Origin of the sequence: Methanobrevibacter intestini (genome assembly GCF_047402955.1) — an archaeon.
Taxonomy (GTDB): Archaea; Methanobacteriota; Methanobacteria; order Methanobacteriales; family Methanobacteriaceae; genus Methanocatella; species Methanocatella intestini.
Genome location: NZ_CP187956.1, coordinates 58,291 through 79,982, shown reverse-complemented (window position 1 = coordinate 79,982; position 21,692 = coordinate 58,291). Strand labels below are relative to the sequence as shown.

General features: G+C 28.2%; 16 protein-coding genes and 1 CRISPR repeat array (1 of these 17 running past the window's edge). Of the genes, 12 read left to right on the top strand and 4 right to left on the bottom strand.

The features are described from left to right. The first annotated feature begins 26 nt into the window (after nucleotides 1-26). Nucleotides 27-572 (top strand): rubrerythrin, encoded by a 546-nt coding sequence (gene rbr, locus ACMC9J_RS00435; protein ID WP_019265530.1) that lies wholly within the window; start codon nucleotides 27-29, stop codon nucleotides 570-572. Nucleotides 573-649: 77 nt separating this feature from the next. Here the strand turns inward: rbr and ACMC9J_RS00430 are convergent, their stop codons facing one another. Continuing rightward, entirely contained in the window at nucleotides 650-1,348 is a 699-nt protein-coding gene (locus ACMC9J_RS00430; RefSeq protein WP_019268496.1) for a thymidylate synthase, read from the bottom strand. Nucleotides 1,349-1,624: 276 nt separating this feature from the next. On the opposite strand from ACMC9J_RS00430, the gene ACMC9J_RS00425 reads away from it, so the two are divergent. Then, nucleotides 1,625-5,989 carry a lectin like domain-containing protein gene (locus ACMC9J_RS00425; protein ID WP_427003341.1) on the top strand — a complete coding sequence of 1,455 codons (4,365 nt, stop codon included), beginning with the start codon at nucleotides 1,625-1,627 and terminating at the stop codon, nucleotides 5,987-5,989. Nucleotides 5,990-6,226: 237 nt separating this feature from the next. On the opposite strand, the gene ACMC9J_RS00420 is transcribed toward ACMC9J_RS00425, so the two are convergent. Beyond that, nucleotides 6,227-7,627, bottom strand: a complete 1,401-nt coding sequence (locus tag ACMC9J_RS00420) for an NCS2 family permease (protein WP_019268265.1) — start codon at nucleotides 7,625-7,627, stop codon at nucleotides 6,227-6,229. Nucleotides 7,628-8,189: 562 nt separating this feature from the next. Here ACMC9J_RS00420 and ACMC9J_RS00415 point away from each other — a divergent pair. Then, entirely contained in the window at nucleotides 8,190-8,468 is a 279-nt protein-coding gene (locus tag ACMC9J_RS00415) for a winged helix-turn-helix domain-containing protein (RefSeq protein WP_011954735.1), read from the top strand. A 10-nt stretch (nucleotides 8,469-8,478) separates the two neighbouring features. Here ACMC9J_RS00415 and ACMC9J_RS00410 read toward each other — a convergent pair whose 3' ends face one another. Together ACMC9J_RS00410 and ACMC9J_RS00405 are read right to left on the bottom strand one after the other, a co-directional pair. Beyond that, nucleotides 8,479-9,018: an adhesin gene (locus ACMC9J_RS00410; protein ID WP_427003340.1), complete on the bottom strand. Its 540-nt coding sequence runs from the start codon at nucleotides 9,016-9,018 to the stop codon at nucleotides 8,479-8,481. Between the two features lie 187 nt (nucleotides 9,019-9,205). Then, the gene (locus ACMC9J_RS00405; RefSeq protein WP_427003339.1) at nucleotides 9,206-9,820 is read right to left on the bottom strand and encodes a zinc ribbon domain-containing protein; all 615 of its coding nucleotides are present in this window, start codon (nucleotides 9,818-9,820) and stop codon (nucleotides 9,206-9,208) included. A 251-nt stretch (nucleotides 9,821-10,071) separates the two neighbouring features. Here ACMC9J_RS00405 and cas10 point away from each other — a divergent pair, with 251 nt between their 5' ends. The 9 genes from cas10 to cas1 are packed head-to-tail and all read left to right on the top strand — an operon-like array spanning nucleotide 10,072 to nucleotide 19,251. Further along, nucleotides 10,072-12,624: a type III-A CRISPR-associated protein Cas10/Csm1 gene (gene cas10, locus ACMC9J_RS00400; protein ID WP_427003621.1), complete on the top strand. Its 2,553-nt coding sequence runs from the start codon at nucleotides 10,072-10,074 to the stop codon at nucleotides 12,622-12,624. Between the two features lie 4 nt (nucleotides 12,625-12,628). Then, on the top strand, nucleotides 12,629-13,036 hold the full coding sequence (gene csm2, locus ACMC9J_RS00395; protein WP_304170741.1) for a type III-A CRISPR-associated protein Csm2: 408 nt from the start codon (nucleotides 12,629-12,631) through the stop codon (nucleotides 13,034-13,036). A gap of 13 nt (nucleotides 13,037-13,049) precedes the next feature. Next, nucleotides 13,050-13,808, top strand: coding sequence for a type III-A CRISPR-associated RAMP protein Csm3 (csm3, locus tag ACMC9J_RS00390; RefSeq protein WP_304170739.1), 759 nt, complete (start codon nucleotides 13,050-13,052; stop codon nucleotides 13,806-13,808). Between the two features lie 17 nt (nucleotides 13,809-13,825). Beyond that, entirely contained in the window at nucleotides 13,826-14,788 is a 963-nt protein-coding gene (gene csm4 / locus ACMC9J_RS00385) for a type III-A CRISPR-associated RAMP protein Csm4 (protein ID WP_427003338.1), read from the top strand. A gap of 1 nt (nucleotide 14,789) precedes the next feature. Beyond that, nucleotides 14,790-15,881 carry a type III-A CRISPR-associated RAMP protein Csm5 gene (gene csm5, locus ACMC9J_RS00380; RefSeq protein WP_304170735.1) on the top strand — a complete coding sequence of 364 codons (1,092 nt, stop codon included), beginning with the start codon at nucleotides 14,790-14,792 and terminating at the stop codon, nucleotides 15,879-15,881. Between the two features lie 17 nt (nucleotides 15,882-15,898). Continuing rightward, nucleotides 15,899-17,263, top strand: a complete 1,365-nt coding sequence (locus ACMC9J_RS00375; RefSeq protein WP_304170733.1) for a TIGR02710 family CRISPR-associated CARF protein — start codon at nucleotides 15,899-15,901, stop codon at nucleotides 17,261-17,263. A 12-nt stretch (nucleotides 17,264-17,275) separates the two neighbouring features. Beyond that, nucleotides 17,276-17,941 carry a CRISPR-associated endonuclease Cas6 gene (locus tag ACMC9J_RS00370; RefSeq protein WP_427003337.1) on the top strand — a complete coding sequence of 222 codons (666 nt, stop codon included), beginning with the start codon at nucleotides 17,276-17,278 and terminating at the stop codon, nucleotides 17,939-17,941. A gap of 27 nt (nucleotides 17,942-17,968) precedes the next feature. After that, a complete protein-coding gene (gene cas2 / locus ACMC9J_RS00365; protein WP_019268275.1) occupies nucleotides 17,969-18,232 on the top strand; it encodes a CRISPR-associated endonuclease Cas2 in 264 nt (87 codons plus the stop codon). 11 nt (nucleotides 18,233-18,243) lie between these two features. Further along, on the top strand, nucleotides 18,244-19,251 hold the full coding sequence (gene cas1 / locus ACMC9J_RS00360) for a CRISPR-associated endonuclease Cas1 (protein ID WP_304170729.1): 1,008 nt from the start codon (nucleotides 18,244-18,246) through the stop codon (nucleotides 19,249-19,251). A 301-nt stretch (nucleotides 19,252-19,552) separates the two neighbouring features. Continuing rightward, a CRISPR array of direct repeats spans nucleotides 19,553-21,692; the repeat unit is 37 nt; unit sequence ATTGCAGAAAACCATCTATTAAAATAAGGATTGTGAC (it continues 1,033 nt past the right edge of the window).

Below are 21,692 nucleotides of genomic sequence, written 5' to 3'. Positions count from 1 at the left end.
TATTCTTAATTAAAGAGGTTTTTTATATGGTAGAATTAAAAGGAACAAAAACTGAAGCAAACTTGAAAGCTGCTTTTGCAGGTGAGTCACAGGCTCATACCAAATATGAATACTATGCAAGTCAGGCAAAAAAAGACGGTTATGTTCAAATTTCAAATATCTTTTCAGAAACTTCACATAATGAAAAGGAACATGCTAAAATCTGGTTTAAACTCTTGCATGGTGGCAGTATTCTGGATACTGCATCTAATCTTAAAGATGCAGCTGAAGGCGAAAATCACGAATGGACCAGTATGTATCCAACTTTTGCAAAAGAAGCCAGAGAAGAAGGATTTGATGAAATAGCTTATCTATTTGATGCTGTTGGAGCTATTGAAAAAGAACACAACGAACGTTATGATGTTTTACTCAAAAAAGTTGAGGAAGGCAGCGTATTTGTAAAAGAAGAAGAAATTGTTTGGATTTGTGGAAACTGCGGACATATCTTTAAAGGAAAAGAAGCGCCTGAAAAATGTCCGGTTTGCGCTCATCCAAAAGCATACTTTGAAAAAAGGGCAGATAATTATCTCTAGATTTTTAAAATCTGGACTTTTTTTCTTCTTTTTTTTATTATAAAAATAATTTCAATTTAAAAAAAGTTAAAAATCAGCTATTTGTTAATAGCTATTAATTTTTTAGCAGCTTTCATATCATTGCTGTAGATATGGCCGCTTGTGGAGTGGTAATGGATGCCTCCGAAGTTTACTTTTTCACCTAATAATTCTTTGTTAAGCTCTTCTTTCATTTTAATTCCAATATAAGCTATAAAAAACATATTTGAATAAAAAGCACCGAAAATGTCATTGGATCTGAATAAACAGTGGATTGTCAATTCATTGTTACGAACAATACATTGCAGGAACTGTAAACATGGAATATCTTCACGGTTCTGGTCTAATTTCGGATCATAGGTAATAGCTACTGCACGGTTACTTCCAATTGCATGAAGCATTCTTTTTTTCATTACTTCAAATTGGTCTGTGTCAAAATGGGCCAATATACGGTTTGGGTAAGTGTATACGAATCCCTGATCATCACTGTTTTCAAATGACCTGACATATTCATATAATGCATCACTTTTAATAGGACATCCTTCAATATCATATTTTCCGGATTTGATTTCATTTAGCATCATATCAGTAGTCATATGCTGGTATTTAGCAGCAAATTTTAAGTTTAACGGGTCGTCAATTATGTAAAAATTACCTAAACTTTCTTTTAAATGATGATTGCTGTCTTTATAAGTTTCTTTTCCTTCCTTTAAGATTTTTTTAACAAAATCTAAATAGCATTGATTAATAGATAGCATAATAAAATAATTCCTTAAATCAGTTATTTTAATTTTAGTTTCTTTTATAATATATTTATTTTTATTAAACCGTAAAGTGAAATATGGTGTTCATCGATATTTTTCTTAATAACTTATTTATTTAGTTGTAATACTAATTTGTATACATTGTTATTATTTTTTAAAATGAATGTTGTATGTATTTTTATATTAGTAAATCTAATGTATTAATGTATAAAATTATATTTCATATATGTTTATACGATATTATAAAATTAAATTTTGGAGGAACAAAAATTGGTTAAATATGTTAATAAGTCAATTGTACTTTTTTTAGTATTTTTGTTATTATTAATAATTGTTCCATCTACTTTTGCTAGTGATGCTGTTGATAACCAGACAGTCGTTAGCAGTGATGAACAAATTGAAATATCTGCTGTTAATGATGGCGGAGTTATTTATAGTCATAGTGGGGATACTTCTGATGTTCTTACTGGTTCTAATGACATCTATTTCAATGCATCTGCAGACAGTGATGGAAGAGGAACACAGTCTAGTCCATATAAGTACTTGCAGTATAACAGATTAACTTCAGGATGTACTGCTCATTTTGCAGACGGTACTTATAATTTAGATGCTAAAAAAGGAATATATTCATCTATGACACTCATTGGTCAAAGTGCTCAAAATACTATAATTAAGTTTAACGGTATTGCATTTAATGTTGGAACTGGTTATACTTTAACTTTAAAAGATTTAACCTTAAATCATGCTACTGTTAAGAATTTTGGTACTGTCAGTGCAACTAATGTGATATTTAAAAATGGTGTAGCTGTTGATGATACAGGTTACGGATATAACAATGCATATGGTGGAGCTATCTACAATTATGTTAATACTGATTATTCAGGTTATGTAACTAATACACCTAAAAATACATTATATAACTGTACATTTTTAAATAACAGTGCAATGTATGGTGGAGCTATTTACCTGCCATATGGAGAATTGTCTATTTCAAACTGTAAGTTTATTAATAACTCTGCACATTGGTTTGGTGGAGCTATAGCTTCTGAAAATGAATGTGGAATTTCTATTACCGGCACAACTTTTGAAAACTGCAGATCTGTAGATGATGCTGGTGGAGCTATTTATGCGTTTTCTACTGATTTGGAAGTTAAGGACAGTATTTTCAATAACTGTTCTGCAAACTTTGCAGGAGCTATCTGTAGTTTAAATTCTGAAATGTTAATTTCTTATTCTAATTTTACAAATAACCTTGCCAGATATGAAGGTGGAGCTATATATAAGATGTATGGTTCTGGAACTGTTATTAAATCCAATTTTACTAAAAATGCAGCTTTAAATGGTGGTGCATTATTTAGTGATAACTGTACTTCTTTTGAAATTAGAAACTCTGAATTTGTATCAAATGCAGCAACCGGATTTGGAGGAGCAATATTTTCCAATGCAAATCCTAAATTGACTGTTGATGGAGTTATATTTAGTGATAATAAAGCCAGTTACAATGCTAATATCTTAAATCAATCTAATTTCAGCCCTATTGTATCAAGCAGTAACAATTATTCATTATTTGTTTACAAATCATTATTCAATGGTACATTACCAGCAAGATATAATTTAGCTGAACACGGCTTTGTAACTGAAGTTAAAGATCAGCAAGCTTCAGGTAACTGCTGGGCATTTGCAGCACTTGCTTCTCTTGAAACCTGTGTTTTAAAAGCAAGTAATAAAACATTCAATTTCTCTGTGGAAAATATGAAAAATTTAATTGAAATGTATTCTGCTTATGGATGGCAAATGGAAACTAACAATGGAGGATACAATGGAATGCCGATGGGTTATTTGGCTAGCTGGTTAGGTCCTGTTAATGCTACTTTAGATCCGTTTGATGATATGGGAACTTTATCTCCACTTTTAGATAGTGAAATACATGTTCAAAATATTTATGTTTTACCTGCACGTACCAGCTATACTGATAATGATGCTATAAAAGAAGCTATTTTAAAATATGGCGGATTATATGCTTCATATTATCATTCAGCAAATTATCTTAACTCCAGAACTAATGCTTATTATGATCCATACACCGGCGGTGGAAACCATGCAATTACTGTAGTTGGTTGGGATGACAATTATTCAAGAAGTAATTTCTACAATAGTCCTGCAGGAAACGGTGCATTTATAGTTAAAAACAGCTGGGGATCTTCATGGGGAGATAATGGTTACTTCTACATCTCTTACTATGATAGAGTTTTATTTGCTGTAAATAAAGATAATCAGGCATTTACCTATATTTTAAATGATACTGTAAGATATACTAAAAACTACCAGTATGATGTTGCAGGAATGACTGATTACCTGGTAACCGGTAAAAAAACCATCTGGTATCAGAATATTTACAATGCAATAGGTAATGAAGCAATTGCTGCTGTATCAACATTTTTCAATACAACTGTTGATTATGAAATCTCTGTTTATGTAAATGATGTATTGCAGCTTACCCAAAACAGTAAACATGAAGGCAGCGGATATTACACCATTCCATTAAAAGAATATGTTCCTGTAGCTGTTGGAGATATCTTTAAAATTGTTGTAAAACTTACAAATCCTCAAAAAGGATATGCAGTTGTTCCTGTTTCAGAACAGGTTTCAACAACCAGATGTTATTATGCTCCTGGAGTATCATACTTCAGTCATGACGGTGAAAAATGGACAGATTTATATGATTTTACTTTTTCAGGATATGATCATTCATACAGTTCACAGGTAGCCTGCCTTAAAGCATTTACTGTTGCTGATAAACAGAATACAACAGTTACTTTAAATAACCTTACTCCTAAAGTTCAGGAATTTAGTGAAATTATAGCTACTGTAATTGATGCTAATGGTAAATTAGCTAAAATAGGCAGTGTTATTTTCAACATTAACGGAACTAATTATACAGCCAGTGTAGTTAATGGCAGTGCAAAAATCAGTGTATACTTTGATGAAGTTGGAGATTATATAATTTCAGCTAACTATCAGGATAACGGATTATATAATGGATCTTCTGTTCAGAAAACTGTCAGTGTTACTAAAACCGATGTTAATTTAACTGTTAATATTGATGACATTATTTATGGTGAAAATCCGGTAGCTAATATTAATTTAACTTCAATAGCTGGCATCAACGTAACTGATGATGTTGTTTTAACAGTTAACAATAAAAAATATTCTGTTAAAGTTATCAATGGTTCAGCTGTTTTCAGTGTTCCTGAAATTTTAACTGCCGGAGAATATCAGGCTATTGTATCCTATTTAGGCAGTGAAAAATATAATTTAGCTAATAATAGCGTTAATTTCACAGTAGCTAAAAAAGAAATCAACATGAATGTAACTATTGATAAAGATTACAGAGATATAACCGTAAATGTTAACTTATCTGAAAAACTTGATGGAAATTTAACAGTTCTTGTAAATAATACATCTTACACATTAACTTACATTAATGGAACCGGTTCATTAATCTTCAAAAACCTAACTTATGGAAATTACACAATTAATGTAACTTTCACAAAAGACAATTACCAAAGCATCAATGTATCTGAAAATGTTGAAATAAACTCTATTAAAACAGTTTTAGAAACAGAAAATGTTGTAATGTACTATAAAAACGGTACAAGATTTGTAGTTGTCCTAAAAGATATTGACGGCAATCCATTAGCTAATATGAATGTGACTATTTCAATAAACGGCAGGGACTATATCAAACAGACTGATGAAAACGGTACTGCTTTTATGGGTCTTAATTTAGACAGTAAAAATTATACTGTTGTTACTACATTTAATGGAACTTCCAAATACTTTGGAACCAGTGCAAATAACACAGTATCTATTTTACCAACAATCATCAGTAAAAACATAGTTAAATACTACAGAAACGGTACACAATTCTATGTAACTGTTTTAGACTTTAATGGAAACCCATTAGCTAATACAACTGTCAGATTCAATATTCACGGTGTATTCTACAACAAAACTACTGATGAAAACGGTACTGCTAAATTAAACATCCAGTTAAGACCTGGAAACTATATTATTACTGTATTTAATTTAGTTACTGGTGAACAGACAGGTAATAATGTTACTGTATTGTCTAAAATTGTTGAAAATTATGACTTAGTTAAATACTATCAAAATGCTTCAAGATTCTCAGTTAAAATCTTAGATAATCAGGGATATCCTGTTGAAGGAACTATTGTAACATTTAACATCAACGGTGTATTCTACTACAAAGAAACTGATTCAAAAGGTATAGCTAGTTTAGGTATTAATTTAAGACCTGGCAAATATGTAATCACTACTATGTACGGTCAGTATGAAGTAGGAAACACTGTTACAGTTTTACCAACTTTAGAAACTAGTGATTTAAACATGAAGTATAATGATGGTTCTGCATTTAGGGCAAAAGTTGTAGATGGTCAGGGTAATCCGTTAGCTAACCAAAATGTTACATTTAATGTAAATGGTGTATTCTATAATAAAGTTACTAATGATGAGGGTGTTGCATCCTTAAACATTAAGTTAATGAAAGGGGAATACATTATTACTTCAATGTATAATGGATTTGAAACTGGAAATACAATTAAAATTCAATAAGGTTTTTTAAATAAACCTTTTTTTTCTTTTTTGTTATATCATTTCTTTTAAAAATTTTTATTTACACTCATATGCATAATATAATATAAAATATCTTATTTTCAATTAGCTGCTTTAAAATATTTAAACTTTCTTTAATTAAACAAGCTAATTTTTTAATAACACTCATTTAATTAACTGATTTTCCAATTTAATTAATAAAAAAATTTTGACAAAAAATAAAAAAAGTTAGAGTTCCTACATTATGAACTCTAAAACCATATAAATGAATAATAATGCAAATAAAATCCACATTGCTTTGGATATTTCTTTTGCTTTACCAAATAGAACTTTGACAATAACAAATGCAAATACACCGGCAATAATACCTGTTGTAATACTTTGTGTAAGTGGAGTTACAATAATGGCAGCCAGTGCTGGGATTAAATCAGAAAGATTACCTGTATCAAGGTTTTTGTACAGTCCGCACATTAAAATACCTACAACAATAAGTGCAGGAGCTACTGCAAAGGTTGGAATGATTGTAAATACTGGTGCAAACGGAATTGCAAGCAGGAATAAAATACCGACTACAATAGCTGTAAGGCCGGTTCTTCCTCCTTCCATAATACCTGTGGAACTTTCAATATATGTAACTACAGGTGAAGTACCTAAAAGGGATCCGATCATTGGTCCGAGTGCATCTACACTTAAAACTTTTTTAAGTCTTGGCAGTTTTCCGTTTTCATCATATCCGTCAACTTTTGTAGTAAGTGCAGTCAGGGTTCCCATTGTATCAAATAGGGAAATTACCAGAAATGTGACAGCAATAATTATAAAGTCAATAAATGCCCTTACTCCGGTAAATACTCCGGTAGCTTCTCCGAATTTAAATGCAACATTACCAAGTGATCCGCCCAGATTGCTGTTGATTATAGCTGTTGGTATTAATGACTGGTCAGGTAAAACAGGACATCCTGCCAGTTCTAAAACAACTCCGATAAGGTATGTTACAATAATACCGATTAAAATATTTCCTTTTACATTTTTCTTCATCAGTACCATTATGATGACAAAACAGATTAATGCCAAAAGGTTTCCGAGAGTAAAAATAGTAGAAGCGCTTCCAAGTCCGATTAGCTGTGTGGCCCAGTTTGCATCTCCGATATTTATTACCTGTGAAGAGTATGACAGGATTCCGAGGTTGCTTAAACCTAATGCAAGGATAAATAAACCGATACCTATTGATATACCGAATCTTAAAGAGTCGGGAATTGAGTAAAATAGTTTTTCACGCAGGGAAGTAAGTGAGATAACCAGAAAGATTATACCTGAGACAAAAATAGCTAAAAGTGCATATTCCCAGCTGTATCCCATAGTCAGTACTACGGTATATGTGAAAAATGCGTTAAGACCCATTCCTGCAGCCAGTGCATATGGGTAATTTGCTATGTATCCCATCAATATTGTAGCTATTGCAGCTGAAAGTGCAGTTGCAATAAATACTCCTTGTATGTCCATTCCAGTTTCACTTAACATTGCAGGGTTTACAATTAATATGTAAGCCATAGCCAGAAAAATTGTAATACCTGCAATGATTTCAGTTTTCACGTCTGTATTATTTTCTTTAAATTTAAAAAAAGCATCTAACTTAGACATATTATTATCTTTTTTAAATAATGCTTTATAAGTTTTTATATTTAAGTTCAGTTTCTTTCGGTTTTTTTAGGATGTATATTCAAATTGTAATTTATTTTTAGCATTTATATTCATTTTTAATTTGCTTATTTAAAATTTGTTTCATTTTCTAATTTCTTTAAAATATTCTTCGGGTTTTGTCAAAGTATTACTGGCTTTTTTTGAACAGCTTCGGGAATTGTACAACTGTGTTAAAATTAATAGAATATATTGTGTTAATATAGCGATATTCTTGTAATATTCTAATTATTATATAGTTGTCTGCAAAAATAGTATTGTTTTGTTTAATTTTACATTTTTTAGATAAAGCTTAAATTTGTTTATCATATCAGCAATTTTCAAATGAATTTTTAGTTGTTTTCATATAAATAATATCTAAAACATGGACAATTTATCATATCTTATAAAACAATATTACCACAAAGTATATATTACATGCTAATATAAAATATAAAGCAAGGTGCAGATTATTAAAAATTAGGTCTTATTTTTAAAAAGCAACTTTAGAGAAAATGTGGTAACTGTGAATAGCAATGATGAATTATTGAAAAAATGTAGCTATGTTGCAATTTCTAGCTACAGGCGAAAAGTACTGGAAACCTTAAAAAACGATGTTAAAATACCAACAAAAATCAGTGAAGAATCAGGAGTAGGAATAAAACATGTCAGCAATGTACTGACAGATTTAAAAGAACACAACCTAATAGTCTGCATTAATGAAGACGCCCACAAAGGCCGTCTGTATCGTCTGACTGATGAGGGCAAAAATGTTGTCAGCATGATTGGAGAAATGGGATGGTAAACTCCTTTTTTTAAACAGATGTAAACCCGTCTCCGCCCATTATCCATTTTTTGCCGTTTGAATCTTCAACCAGTGCAGATTCCATATCTCCCATATAATTGTATTCAACAATTTGGTAATCACCAATCTTTTTTTTGTATTCTCCGCTTTGAAGAATTTCATCTAGGCTGCGGGTTTTTTCGATTTTCAGGATAACCGCATGATGAACAGCTGAAGTATTTTTATAGTGGCTGTTTCCGTCATACTGGATTTTAATATCATACTCTCCGGCAGGAACATTATTGATTTTCAGGATAGCTATTCCGTTTTCATCAGTTGTAACATTAAATGAATTTGATCCAAATGAAATGGAAATGTCCTGATTAGCTATGGGATTTCCTTTGGAGTCACATAACTCTACACTGTATGAGTCACCGTCTTTAAGAGTGTCCTGTGATTTTACAGTTAGGCTGGTGCTTTCATGAGTATCTATACAAAAAAGAGATATAAATACAATCATTAAAATGACTGCAGCAGCTGCCAATATTTTTACCAGATTTTTTTCATTCATGTCTGTTATTTATGTGCTTGTTAATAACAATATTTAAATACTAATTAAACACAATATTGTAACATAGACCTGATTTAATAATCTGCACCAAAATTATTAAAGTTATGGCAGGTCCTTGTAGGAAGTATGTTTCTAAAAATGTACTCCTACTTAAAATTCAATGATATATGAATAACTGCTTATAATTTTAATCATAACCTTCTGATTCCAGATAATCATCAACATCAGGATTGTCCCCATATTCATAATAGTCATAATATGAGTCAGGATCATTTTTGGCAAGTGTATCCGGTGATGTATCCACTCCTCTGTAATGTGACGGATAGCTATCATAGCTGTAGCTTCCATAGTTGGAAGTGTCTGAATCACCTGGAGAATAGCTGTCTGTTGATGAAAAAATGGTAAAACTGTTGAGGGTTAAGATTAAAATTGCACATATTATTAAAATAGCTATTATCTTATTTTGCTGATTCCAGTTTTTAAAATCATTAATCAGATTCGGACTGGAATTTCTGTTGGCAATTTGAACATCGTTATATACTTCATAAAATCCGTAAACCCAAACCAAAACGGATAAAATGCCGAATATATTTGAAAAAAATGCCAAAGCAGCAAAAAGTACTCTGAGTATCAGTAATGTTAATCCTTTTTTGGTATTTCCTGCATAGATTGAACCAAGTCCTGTCAGTATGAATGTCAGTATCAGTGCAATGTATATGTTTTTATTTTTTAGTTTCTTTCCGCATTTGGAGCAGAAAGTTGCATTATCTGCAAGTTCACATCCGCAATTGTCACAAAACATATGCTTTAACTCCCTAATGATAGTTATTCAATTTTTAGGATATAACTTTTTTTAAATAATTTTAGTAATATTTATATACAATAAAGGTACATAATTGTTATTAACGTGTTAGAATTAATGGATTATATAATGTTTTAATTAATTGTAAAATTGCTGAAAATTTATTATCTGTCTTTAAAATCAATTAAAAAAATTTATATGTTTATTAATTTAAACTAGAATTATATTAAATAAGATAGGAGGAATTTAAAATTAAAAATGTAGAAAATTTAAAAATTGCTGCATTACTCCATGATATTGGAAAGTTCTATCAAAGAACAGACAAGAGTCACTCTGAAGAATATAAAAAATATTCTCAGGATGATTATGGTAAAAATGGAGCACATGCCAAATGGTCCTGCGACTTTTTAGATAAATACTACAATGATGATATTGTGGATTTGGTTTTATATCATCATAACCATACAAAATCTAATTATCCTGATTTGTGCAGTATTTTAAAAAAAGCAGACCATCACTCTGCTTCTGAAAGGGAAGATATTGACGATACGCAAGAAGTTAATAAAACTCCTTTAATTTCATTATTTTCTAAAATTGTTTTGGAAGGTAATGACAAAGTTGACGAACAGTATATCCCATTAAATAAATTGTCTTTAGATGATGGAAGTTTTAATAATTTAAAACCTGCAGCTAAAAAGGACACTATGGGAGGGTGGAATTTAGTACCTGAATATAATAATTTATGGGATGAATTTAACTCTGAATTTGAATTAATTCAAAATAAAACTGATTTTAATACATTACTTGCTTTATTAAAAAAATATGCTTCAACTATGCCTTCAGCAGCATATAAATCAAAAAGTGATATTTCATTATATGATCACTCAAAAACAACTGCAGCTCTGGCAGTTTCCAGATATTTATTTAATCGTGATGGTGATGTTAAATTAACTCAAACTAATGATTTAAACTGTTATTTAGCTATTGAAGGAGATATTTCAGGAATTCAAAAATTTATTTTCAAAATCTCTTCACCTCAGGAAGCACAAAGCGGAATGAGTAAACGTTTAAGAGGAAGATCTCTTTATCTGACACTGCTTTGTGATGCAATAGCTACACATATTGCAGAAGAACTTGAATTATGCGAAGCTAACATTTTATTCTGTGGTGGTGGAAGATTTACAATAATTGGACCAAATACCAAAATGGCAAAAGAAAAATTAGCTGAAATCAAATCAAAAATTAATAAATTCTTTATTGATGAGTTTAATGCTGAATTATACTTAGCTTTAGTTTCAATAGAATGTTGCGGTAATGATTTAGATAAATTTGGTCAGATAACTAGAAAATTATCCAATAAATTAAATGAAGATAAAAAACATAAATTTTCAGATAATCTTGATGAGGTCTTTAATTTCGATGAGGAAATTAAATATGATGATTTATGTTCAGTTTGTGGAATGCCTTATAATCGTAACTTTGATGAAAAAACTTGTGATATGTGTGAATCTCATGAAAAATTAGGTCAAAATTCAGTTAATGCAAAGTATATGATTAAATGTATTGATATTTCTGAAGATGTTATTAATAATGATAATTATAAAGGGATTTATATTATACGCCCTATTAAAATAGGTTATTATTTTATAAAAAATGATTCTAAATTAGTTGATACAGTTAATGGATTATCCAAAAAGTGTAAACAAGTGGAAGTTATAAAGTTAAATGATACAAACTTTTTAAATTTAGCCAATTATGAATTTAATGATAATGTTTCATTTAGTTTTAGTTTTATGGGCAATACAGTTCCTAATTTTAAAAAATATTATCATATGCCATTATATTTTGAACATTTAGCAGAAATTAGTAAAGGGTCTAATAAATTAGGTGTTTTAAAAATGGATGTGGATAATTTAGGTTTGATATTATCTGAAGGTTTAAGAGAGGTTTATGGAAATAATTGTTCAATTTCAAGAATTTCTTCATTAAGTTCTCAATTGGACATGTTTTTTTCAGGATTTGTAAATAACATTGCATCTGATTTTAAAGTTTATTCAAAGGTTTTTGATAATGAAAAGTTTGATGAAATCAAATTAAATATTCAAAATGATAATAAATCAGAAGATGTAATTCATGTTTTTAAGCCAAAAGAAGAATTAAATGATAATGAAAAAAAGAAATTGGGAGAATATGCAATTCCAACAATTCATATAACTTATTCTGGAGGGGATGATTTATTAGTTTTAGGCCCTTATGATGATATCATTGATTTTGCAAGTAAATTGAGAAAGGAATTTAAGCAATGGACTGCATGTAATCCTTCAATTGATTTATCTGCAGGGATAAGTATTGTAGCTCCTAAATTCCCTATTGGTAAAGCTGTTAATTTTTCTGAAAGTTATTTAGAAAGATCAAAATCTTGTGGAAAAAGTAAAATTACTTTATTCAATGAAGTTTTACCATGGGATAATAATCAATTTAAAAGTTTTGATGAAATTAGGAAATTTAGTTCATATTTAGAGAAACTTGTTATTGATGAAAAAGTATCAAAAGGATTTGTTTATTCATTGTTATTTGCATGGCAAAATTCATTTCAATATAATTCAAAGGTTATCAATGATGAAGATAAATGGGTTGATGAAAACTGCCATAAAAAAGAGTTCAATGGTTTTATTCCAAAATTTGTGTATAAATTAAGATTAATAAAAGATGATAATTTAAGGGATCGGTTCATGAAAAAGTGTAAATGTTTTATGCCATGGATTAAAATTCCTGTTTCATGGGTTAGCTTAAGATTAAGGTGATTAAATGACTAAAAAGATAGTTGAAGTTACAAAAAAAATTAATAAGTTAAATAGTTTAAAAGAGTATAATGTTGATGATTTTGTTAGATTTGATGGTGATGTTGATATTTTAACTAGGCAGTTAAAAAATGATGACATAAAAACAACACAATTAAGAAAATTCTTCGCAGCAGTTAAAGAAATAAATTTAGAGACTAAAACTAAAAATTGGAATGAATTAAAAGTTAAATTTTTTTTATTAATGCCTAAATTGGCATATGCTAAAGGTAGAAAATTAATCAGTGAAGATTTTTATAATTTATTAGAATCAGCAATGAATAAAGTACAATCTAAAGAGGATTTTAATAGGTTTGTAGAATTTTTAGAAGCTATTGTTGCATTTTATAAAGCAAATAAACCACGTTCTTTATAATGGGGGAATAAATATGGAAATTGAATTTAAAGGAAATATTATATTAAAAGGAAAAATTGTTTGTGATACTGGATTATATATCGGAGAATCTAATGACTCTTTAGAAATTGGTGGGATTGATAGAATGGTTATGCGTGATAAAAAGACAGATTTGCCATATATTCCAGGTTCTTCATTAAAAGGAAAATTACGATCATTATTTGAATTATTTAATAAAGATTCTTTAAATAATATAAGAAGTGAAATGATTGATAAAAAAGATGTTGGTCCATGTAATTGTGGTAAATGCTTACCATGTAAAATTTTTGGATTCTCAAATGATAATGGTATTTATGAAGGCCCCACAAGAATTATAGTTAGAGATGCATTTCCAGATAATGAAACTAAAGAAGAATTTTGGAATGTCAATAACGATATTAATAGAGGTACAGAATTAAAAGTTGAAAATACGATTAATAGAGTTAAAGGATCAGCTTTTAACCCAAGACCTTCAGAAAGAATTCCAAAATCTTCGAAATTTGATTTTGAAATAGTATTTGGCATTTATTGTGATGAAGATAAAGAAAACTTTAAAGAAATATTCACAGCAATGAAGCTACTTGAAGAAAATTATTTGGGAGGTAGTGGCTCTAGAGGATATGGTCAGGTTCATTTTGATAATTTAACATGTTGTTTTAAATCTCGAGAGTGTTATATCTCAAATAATGCAGAAATTAGTCATTATGACATAGGTTTACTTTCTGAATTTGATATACAAGAGTTTAATTTATAAATATAGTTGGGATAAAAATGAAAATTGTTTATTTAGAACCTAAATCTAGATTCCCATTTTTATCATCAGATAGTTTGTATGGTGCAATAATTTATGCATTTTCAGAATTATTTCCAGATAAGTTAAATGATATTTTGCAAATGTTTAAAAATAAAGATGAAATTCCATTTAAAGTATCTTCGACTTTCCCATTTTTAAAAATTGATGATAATAAGTACATTAGATTTTATCCTAAAATAATTATTAATGATCCTATTTGTAAGGATATTAGTTTATTAAAAAAATTTAAAAAAATTGAGTTTATCGAAGAAAATATATTTTTAAATTTATTAAATGGTAATTATGATTATGGGTATGTTTTAGATAATATTGGTAATGAGTTTATTATAAATGAATATAATGAGAAATTTTTATTGACTTATGATTCAAATGAATTGTTAAACGATGGGTTTTTTTCTAAAGAAATTAACAACCATAATGTTATAAATAGAATTACTAATGAATCTGTAAATATATTTTATTCAGAGAATTATAGATTCAATGACAATAAAGGTTTATTCTTTTTAGTAGATTTTAATGATTCATCTTCAGAAAACTTATTTATCGCTGCTTTAAATTTTTTAAGAGATAGAGGTTTTGGAAAAGATATTTCAACAGGAAATGGTCATTTTGAGTTTATAATTGAAGATTATGATATGTTTAATAAGTTTAATAAAAGTTATTCCTATTTTGTAACATTATCCAGATTTATTCCAAATAAATTAGATTTAGAAAATATTTCTAAATTTGGTAATTCTTATTATGATTTAGGTTTGAAAAGATCAAGGGATACTTATGGCTTAAGGAAACAAACTAGATTTTTTAAAGAAGGATCTGTTTTCCCTAATTTTGCTAATATTTATGGTTCAGTAGTGGATACTAGTTCAAAATCTGTAGAAATTGGCTATGCATTTAACATTCCATATAATTTGGAGGATTAACATGTTTAATGATAATTCTGAAAACATTAAATTAGAAGTTTTTTCACCTGTTTTTATAGGGACTGGAAATGAATATTACTGTTCTGAATTTTATTTCATTAAAAGAAAAGGCATAACTAAATTATCAAGATCAAATTTGGATTTTATTGCTCGAAAACTTTATAATCTTGATTTTGAGTTATTTATGGATTTTTTGGATGTTTTAAAAAATGGTGATAATTTTAAAAATCAACGAAATAATGAAGAACCAAGAGGATTGCATAAATTTCTTTTAAATTCTGTTAAAACAGCTAATAAAAATTTGTATTTTAATTTTTTAAAAAATTCATTATATGAATGTAATTTATGTTATGGTAATGATATTGAAGATAAGTATAATATTGGTTGTATTAAAGAAAATATTAAAACAAAAAATGAATCTTATATTCCGGGGTCTTCAATTAAGGGAGCTATTAGGAATTCCATTTTATATTCTAAATTAAATTTGATTGATAAAAGGAATTTTGATGTTGAAAAACTAATTAAGACTCAAAATAAAAAGTTGGATAGTTTTATGCGAAATTTAAATTTTACAGATACATTTAATGGAATTAAAGAACCTGCTATTTATGGTGTTGAATCATTTGGAACTAAAAGAAATACTTTTACTTTTTTAGAAACAATTGATAGAGGTTCAATTTTAAAATTTAAATATTATAATTCAGCAAATCCTAATTTAGATAGAAAAACATCTAATTATGGTATTGATGATATTTTTAAATGTGTCTATGATTTTTCAATGGATTTATTTGATGAAGAAATTAATTTTGCAGAAAAAAATGGATTATATAATCTTGAAGATTTTTATAATGACATTTATAAGTTAAATAGTATTGAAAGACCGTTTATTAGATTAGGACAGGGGTCTGGTGTTTTAGCAGTTAGTCAAATGTTAAATATTAAAAATTCAAGAAAATCTTTAAATGATTTCACTAAATTTAGGAATGATAATGGAATAGGTAAATTTTATAATTATGATTTTCCCAAAACTAAAAAATTAATTGTCAATTCAGACATGCCTTTAGGATGGGTTCAATTATCTAAAGATAATTAAGGGGGAAATATGGTTCAATGTCAAATAAAAAAGTTCTTGTTATGACTGTAGGAGGTTCTCCTAAACCTCTTATTTATTCTATTAATGAAATAAAACCAGATTTAGTTTATTTTATTCATACAAAAGAATCTTTCAAAAGTATTGATTTAATAATTCATGAAACGAAAGGTTATAAATATGTAAGAAAAGAATTAAAATTTCATGAAAGTTTGGATGAGGCTTACAAAGTATCTAAAGAGGTTCTTAGGAATTTGCACGATAGGGGTTTTGATAATATAACTATTGATTTTACGGGTGGAACTAAACCTATGGTAACTGGTTTAATTTTAGCTTCAACTGGTGATAAATATACCAACTCTTTTGAATATATTTATGTAGGTTCTAAAGATGAATCTGATTTGAAATCTAGAAATAAAGGTGGTGTTGGAACTGTTAAAAATGGTTTTGAATCTATAAAAATCCAATATGATCCTTATAAAACTTATGCTCTTTTAGAATTTAAAAGAGGTAAAAACTTTTTTAATCATTATCAGTTTGAAGCAGCTTTAAAAAATTTTGAAAATGCTAAATTAAAATTATCTGATTCAAATTTAAAAAAACAAGCAGAGTATTATATTAATTTAGTTAAATTTTATCAGTGTTGGGATATATTCAATAATAAAATTAAATATTATAATAAAACTACAAAAAGATATGAAAAATCTAAACTTCCAGTTTATTTAGAAAATGAAATTATTAATAATTGCCCTATAAATCTTTTAAAACATGACTTTGAGGATGTAAATGGATTTATTAATCAATTAGAAAATAATTTAAAGTTTTTAAAATTGAAAATTTTAACAGATGCTAAAGATTCCATGTTTTATTATCTTCCGGATTTATTGAATAATGCTTGTAGAAAAATTGAAGAAGGTTTTTATGATGATGCTGTAGCAAGATTATATCGTGTTATTGAATTAATAGCTCAAATTAGGTTAAATGATTTTGGTTTAATAGATTTAAATAGATTTCAAACAAGTAAAATATTCCATATTAATAGAAATAATTTCAATAAAAAAACAGGAGATGATGTTAAATATTTGGTCGAATCTTTTGGAATTAATGATTATAAAAACAATAAGGATTCTTTTAAAGTTCATAAATCTCAAGCATATAATATATTGGAAAAATTAGATGATAATTTATCCAATCAATCAATAAAAGATAGGCAGCTGAATATAGCAGTAAATAAAAGAAATAATTCTATATTGGCTCATGGTTTAAATCCTATGAATAAAGATGATGCAGTTGATTTATATAAAAAAGTTTTAAATAATTCCAAATTATTTTATCCAGATATAGAAAAATATATGAAACTTGCAGAGTTTCCAAAATTTAGGTGATGGGAGAATAATATGAAAGTTGATATTTGCAGTCTTATGATTAAAACAGATAAAGAGATAAATGTTCCTGCTAGTAAAATTAGGGGTTATATTGGAAATCAGTTTAAAGATAAATCTATATTACATAATCATTATGGTAATGAAAGATTTTTATATTCTTATCCATTGGTTCAATATAAAATTATCAATGGTCAACCTTTAATTTTAGGTGTTGGTGAAGGTGCTAAAGTATTAAAAGATATTTCTTCTGATTTATATGAGTTTAAATTAGATAAAAATTATTTAATTGAGGAAAAAATTATGCATGAAAAAGAATTTGATATCAATACATCTAATGAAGAGTTTCATTACAAATTTATAACTCCTTGGTTAGCACTTAACACACAAAATTTTAAAAAATATAAAAAAATGGATGACTGGAAGGAAAGGAAACTATTCTTAAACAAAATTCTTATAGGTAATATATTATCTATGGCAAAAGGTTTAGGAATTATTGTAAACCGTAGAATTTATGTTAAAACTCACTTAGAACCAGTTAGTGTTAATTATAAATCAGTTAAAATGCTTGGTTTTACAGGAGAGTTTAAAGTAAGATTTAAAATCCCTGACTACTTTGGATTTGGTAAAGGAGTTTCACAGGGTTTTGGATCTGTTAAACAAATTATTGACGAAGAGTAGGTTTCTATAAAAATGATGGTTATTGTAATGTATGATATTTCAGAAGATGCTCCAAGAAATAATCTTATAAAAAGATTAAGGTACTATGGACTTAGAAGAATTCAAAAATCAGTATTTTGTGGGCTGCTGGAAATTGAAGAGAGATTTGAACTTGCAAGTGAGTTTGATTTTTACTTATCTTCAGATAAAGACAGTATAGCTCTTTTTCCAATTTGTGAATCCTGTGTTGATTCCATCTTGATTGAAGGGGCTATGTCACTGCCGCAAAAAGAAGAATATGTATTTGTTTGAGGTGATTTTTAATGAAATTAGTTGTAGACGGTTTTGGGAAATCTGTTGCAAAAAGAGACAATCAAATTGTTATAAAAGAAAATGGTAAAGAAGTTGACTATTTCAGAGCAGAAGATGTATCTCAGATATTATTAACTGGAAAAGGTTCAATAACTTTTGATGCATTAACATTACTGGCTAATCATGATATAGACTGTGTATCAATAAATTGGAAAGGATATGTCGATTACAGATTAACTCCTCCAGAAAAGAAAAATGTGATAGTTAAAAAAGAACAATTTTTTGCATTGGCTGATAAAAGAAGCGGCCAAATAGCAAAAGCTTTTATCAATGCTAAAATTGAAAACCAAAAAGCAGTTTTAGGAACACTTGCAAAATCAAGGTCAAATGATGAATTTTTAACTGCACAAAGGGATAAACTGAATTATTATTTAGATAAATTAGATGGATTAAAAAAAGATACAAGCGATAATTTAAGAAGTAAAATATTAGGTTTTGAAGGACAAGCATCAGTTGAATACTGGATTGGATTTCACCATGTTTTAGATGAAAAATGGGGTTTTAACCTAAGAAGTGGTCGTGGTGCAACAGATCCTGTTAATTCCCTTCTTAATTACGGATACGCAGTACTTCAAAGTGAAATGTGGAAATCCATATATTTGGCAGGTCTTGATCCGTACTGCGGTTTTTTACACTCTGACAGATATGGAAGAGCAAGTTTGGTATTTGATTTAATTGAAGAATTCAGACAGCAGATAGTTGATAAAACAGTTTTAGCTATTGTAAATAAAAATCAGGTTGATGTTGATGATTTTGAATTTGATGAAGGTCAAATCAGGATTCAGGATAAAGCTCGTAAACTATTAATAGCTAAAATAATGGATAAACTAAACTCTAAAATTAACTTTAATGATAAAAAAATGAGTTATGAAGATATAATTCTTTATCAGGGCAGATTACTTGGAAAATATTTGACAGGAGAAGAGAAAAATTATGTTGGATTTTCAAGAAGGTGGTGAAGATTGCCTAATTTTTCTTTAGATAATATTTTTTTATAACTAATTAATACTTTTTATTTTTCAGATAAATCAGTATTTCAGCTAGTTTTCTTTAGATTATTTTTATCATGTGGTTTTGATGAGTATGCTCTTATATTATATTAATTATTGCTTTAATTTTAGCTAGTTTTAATAGAAAAGTATTTAAATAATTTGTGCAATAATTTATAACAGAGGTTGGATAAAGTAAAGTTCACAGAAACTGTCACTAAATACAAGTTTTTTGCATAAAAAAGTGAAATTTTGAGAAATTTTTGAGGCTATTGCAGAAAACCATCTATTAAAATAAGGATTGTGACATTTAGCAGATGGTATGTTTTTTTTTCCCCTCTTTATTGCAGAAAACCATCTATTAAAATAAGGATTGTGACTTGTAATTCCTCAACAGAAACATTTTCTATAATTTTGATTGCAGAAAACCATCTATTAAAATAAGGATTGTGACTTAAACACTACAACATTGAACCCTTCCATCGCCATATTGCAGAAAACCATCTATTAAAATAAGGATTGTGACTGTCATCTCCTTTAATGATTTATTTATTTAATTATTTATTGCAGAAAACCATCTATTAAAATAAGGATTGTGACAATCGAATATTATTAAAAAAAGGAGGTGTAATATATTGCAGAAAACCATCTATTAAAATAAGGATTGTGACTGATTCCTTTTCCTGGTATATTTCCTTGGTTTTGAATTGCAGAAAACCATCTATTAAAATAAGGATTGTGACAATTTTCTTTTGCTTCGTAATAAGATTCCATTTTAAATTGCAGAAAACCATCTATTAAAATAAGGATTGTGACTTTATTCAGATGCAGCAGATACATATTCTTAAAGATATTGCAGAAAACCATCTATTAAAATAAGGATTGTGACTTTTACCACGTCCAGTAATACTTTCTACACATACTTTATTGCAGAAAACCATCTATTAAAATAAGGATTGTGACTTTTCACTACTATTAGCATATTTAACAAATATATTAATTGCAGAAAACCATCTATTAAAATAAGGATTGTGACTAATTTACTTAAATCCCTTAAGCTGTTATAGTTTTTATTGCAGAAAACCATCTATTAAAATAAGGATTGTGACAAATCGTTATTTCCTATTCTAACTACAACTACATTATTATTGCAGAAAACCATCTATTAAAATAAGGATTGTGACAATTTGTATAGTCGTCGTAAGTATCTACTGTTTGTATATTGCAGAAAACCATCTATTAAAATAAGGATTGTGACCCACATATTCAGTAGTTTACCCTCCTAAGGAGTTTGAGATTGCAGAAAACCATCTATTAAAATAAGGATTGTGACATACCATGATGATATCTGTAGATTGCATTAGACATATTGCAGAAAACCATCTATTAAAATAAGGATTGTGACTGTTTGATTATGGTAATTATCATAATCATTATAATATTGCAGAAAACCATCTATTAAAATAAGGATTGTGACCTTTTCTTTCGTATTTTGTTAATCCCTTGTAAGACTATTGCAGAAAACCATCTATTAAAATAAGGATTGTGACTATCATTATTAGTTTTTAAATTAAAATCTTCCAAAAATTGCAGAAAACCATCTATTAAAATAAGGATTGTGACTTTTTAACAAATCATATGTTTTTTTTCTTTATTACCATTGCAGAAAACCATCTATTAAAATAAGGATTGTGACTTCTGCAGTATGCAGTTATATAGGTATCGTTTTGTTATTGCAGAAAACCATCTATTAAAATAAGGATTGTGACCGAATTTTGATGCTTTTGTGCTTTTTGTGTGTATTTATTGCAGAAAACCATCTATTAAAATAAGGATTGTGACTTCTTTTTCTTTTTCTGACCAAACATCTTGTTTAAATTGCAGAAAACCATCTATTAAAATAAGGATTGTGACAGGATTATTACTCCATGTATCTTCGTCTGTACTCTATTGCAGAAAACCATCTATTAAAATAAGGATTGTGACTTTATGTTAATTAATGTATAGTTTTCAAACATTTTTATTGCAGAAAACCATCTATTAAAATAAGGATTGTGACATATGTAGCTTTTTCAGTTATACATATTACTAAGAGATTGCAGAAAACCATCTATTAAAATAAGGATTGTGACAGACGCTAACTTTTTAGATGTATGCACGAAAGTATTATTGCAGAAAACCATCTATTAAAATAAGGATTGTGACTGTTCGGAAAACTGATCTTCAAAAGCACAATAAAATATTGCAGAAAACCATCTATTAAAATAAGGATTGTGACTTTCACCTGGGTCTTCATCCCAAAAGAAACTTAATGCATTGCAGAAAACCATCTATTAAAATAAGGATTGTGACAACATAAGCAGTACTATAAGTACCTGTTTTAGTAATATTGCAGAAAACCATCTATTAAA

Bases quoted from the DNA above. Each gene is read 5' to 3' on its own strand.
- rbr (WP_019265530.1), top strand. From the start codon at position 27: ATGGTAGAATTAAAAGGAACAAAAACTGAAGCAAACTTGAAAGCTGCT.
- ACMC9J_RS00430 (WP_019268496.1), bottom strand. From the start codon at position 1,348: ATGCTATCTATTAATCAATGCTATTTAGATTTTGTTAAAAAAATCTTA.
- ACMC9J_RS00420 (WP_019268265.1), bottom strand. From the start codon at position 7,627: ATGTCTAAGTTAGATGCTTTTTTTAAATTTAAAGAAAATAATACAGAC.
- ACMC9J_RS00410 (WP_427003340.1), bottom strand. From the start codon at position 9,018: ATGAATGAAAAAAATCTGGTAAAAATATTGGCAGCTGCTGCAGTCATT.
- ACMC9J_RS00405 (WP_427003339.1), bottom strand. From the start codon at position 9,820: ATGTTTTGTGACAATTGCGGATGTGAACTTGCAGATAATGCAACTTTC.
- csm2 (WP_304170741.1), top strand. From the start codon at position 12,629: ATGACTAAAAAGATAGTTGAAGTTACAAAAAAAATTAATAAGTTAAAT.
- csm3 (WP_304170739.1), top strand. From the start codon at position 13,050: ATGGAAATTGAATTTAAAGGAAATATTATATTAAAAGGAAAAATTGTT.
- csm4 (WP_427003338.1), top strand. From the start codon at position 13,826: ATGAAAATTGTTTATTTAGAACCTAAATCTAGATTCCCATTTTTATCA.
- csm5 (WP_304170735.1), top strand. From the start codon at position 14,790: ATGTTTAATGATAATTCTGAAAACATTAAATTAGAAGTTTTTTCACCT.
- ACMC9J_RS00375 (WP_304170733.1), top strand. From the start codon at position 15,899: ATGTCAAATAAAAAAGTTCTTGTTATGACTGTAGGAGGTTCTCCTAAA.
- ACMC9J_RS00370 (WP_427003337.1), top strand. From the start codon at position 17,276: ATGAAAGTTGATATTTGCAGTCTTATGATTAAAACAGATAAAGAGATA.
- cas2 (WP_019268275.1), top strand. From the start codon at position 17,969: ATGTATGATATTTCAGAAGATGCTCCAAGAAATAATCTTATAAAAAGA.
- cas1 (WP_304170729.1), top strand. From the start codon at position 18,244: ATGAAATTAGTTGTAGACGGTTTTGGGAAATCTGTTGCAAAAAGAGAC.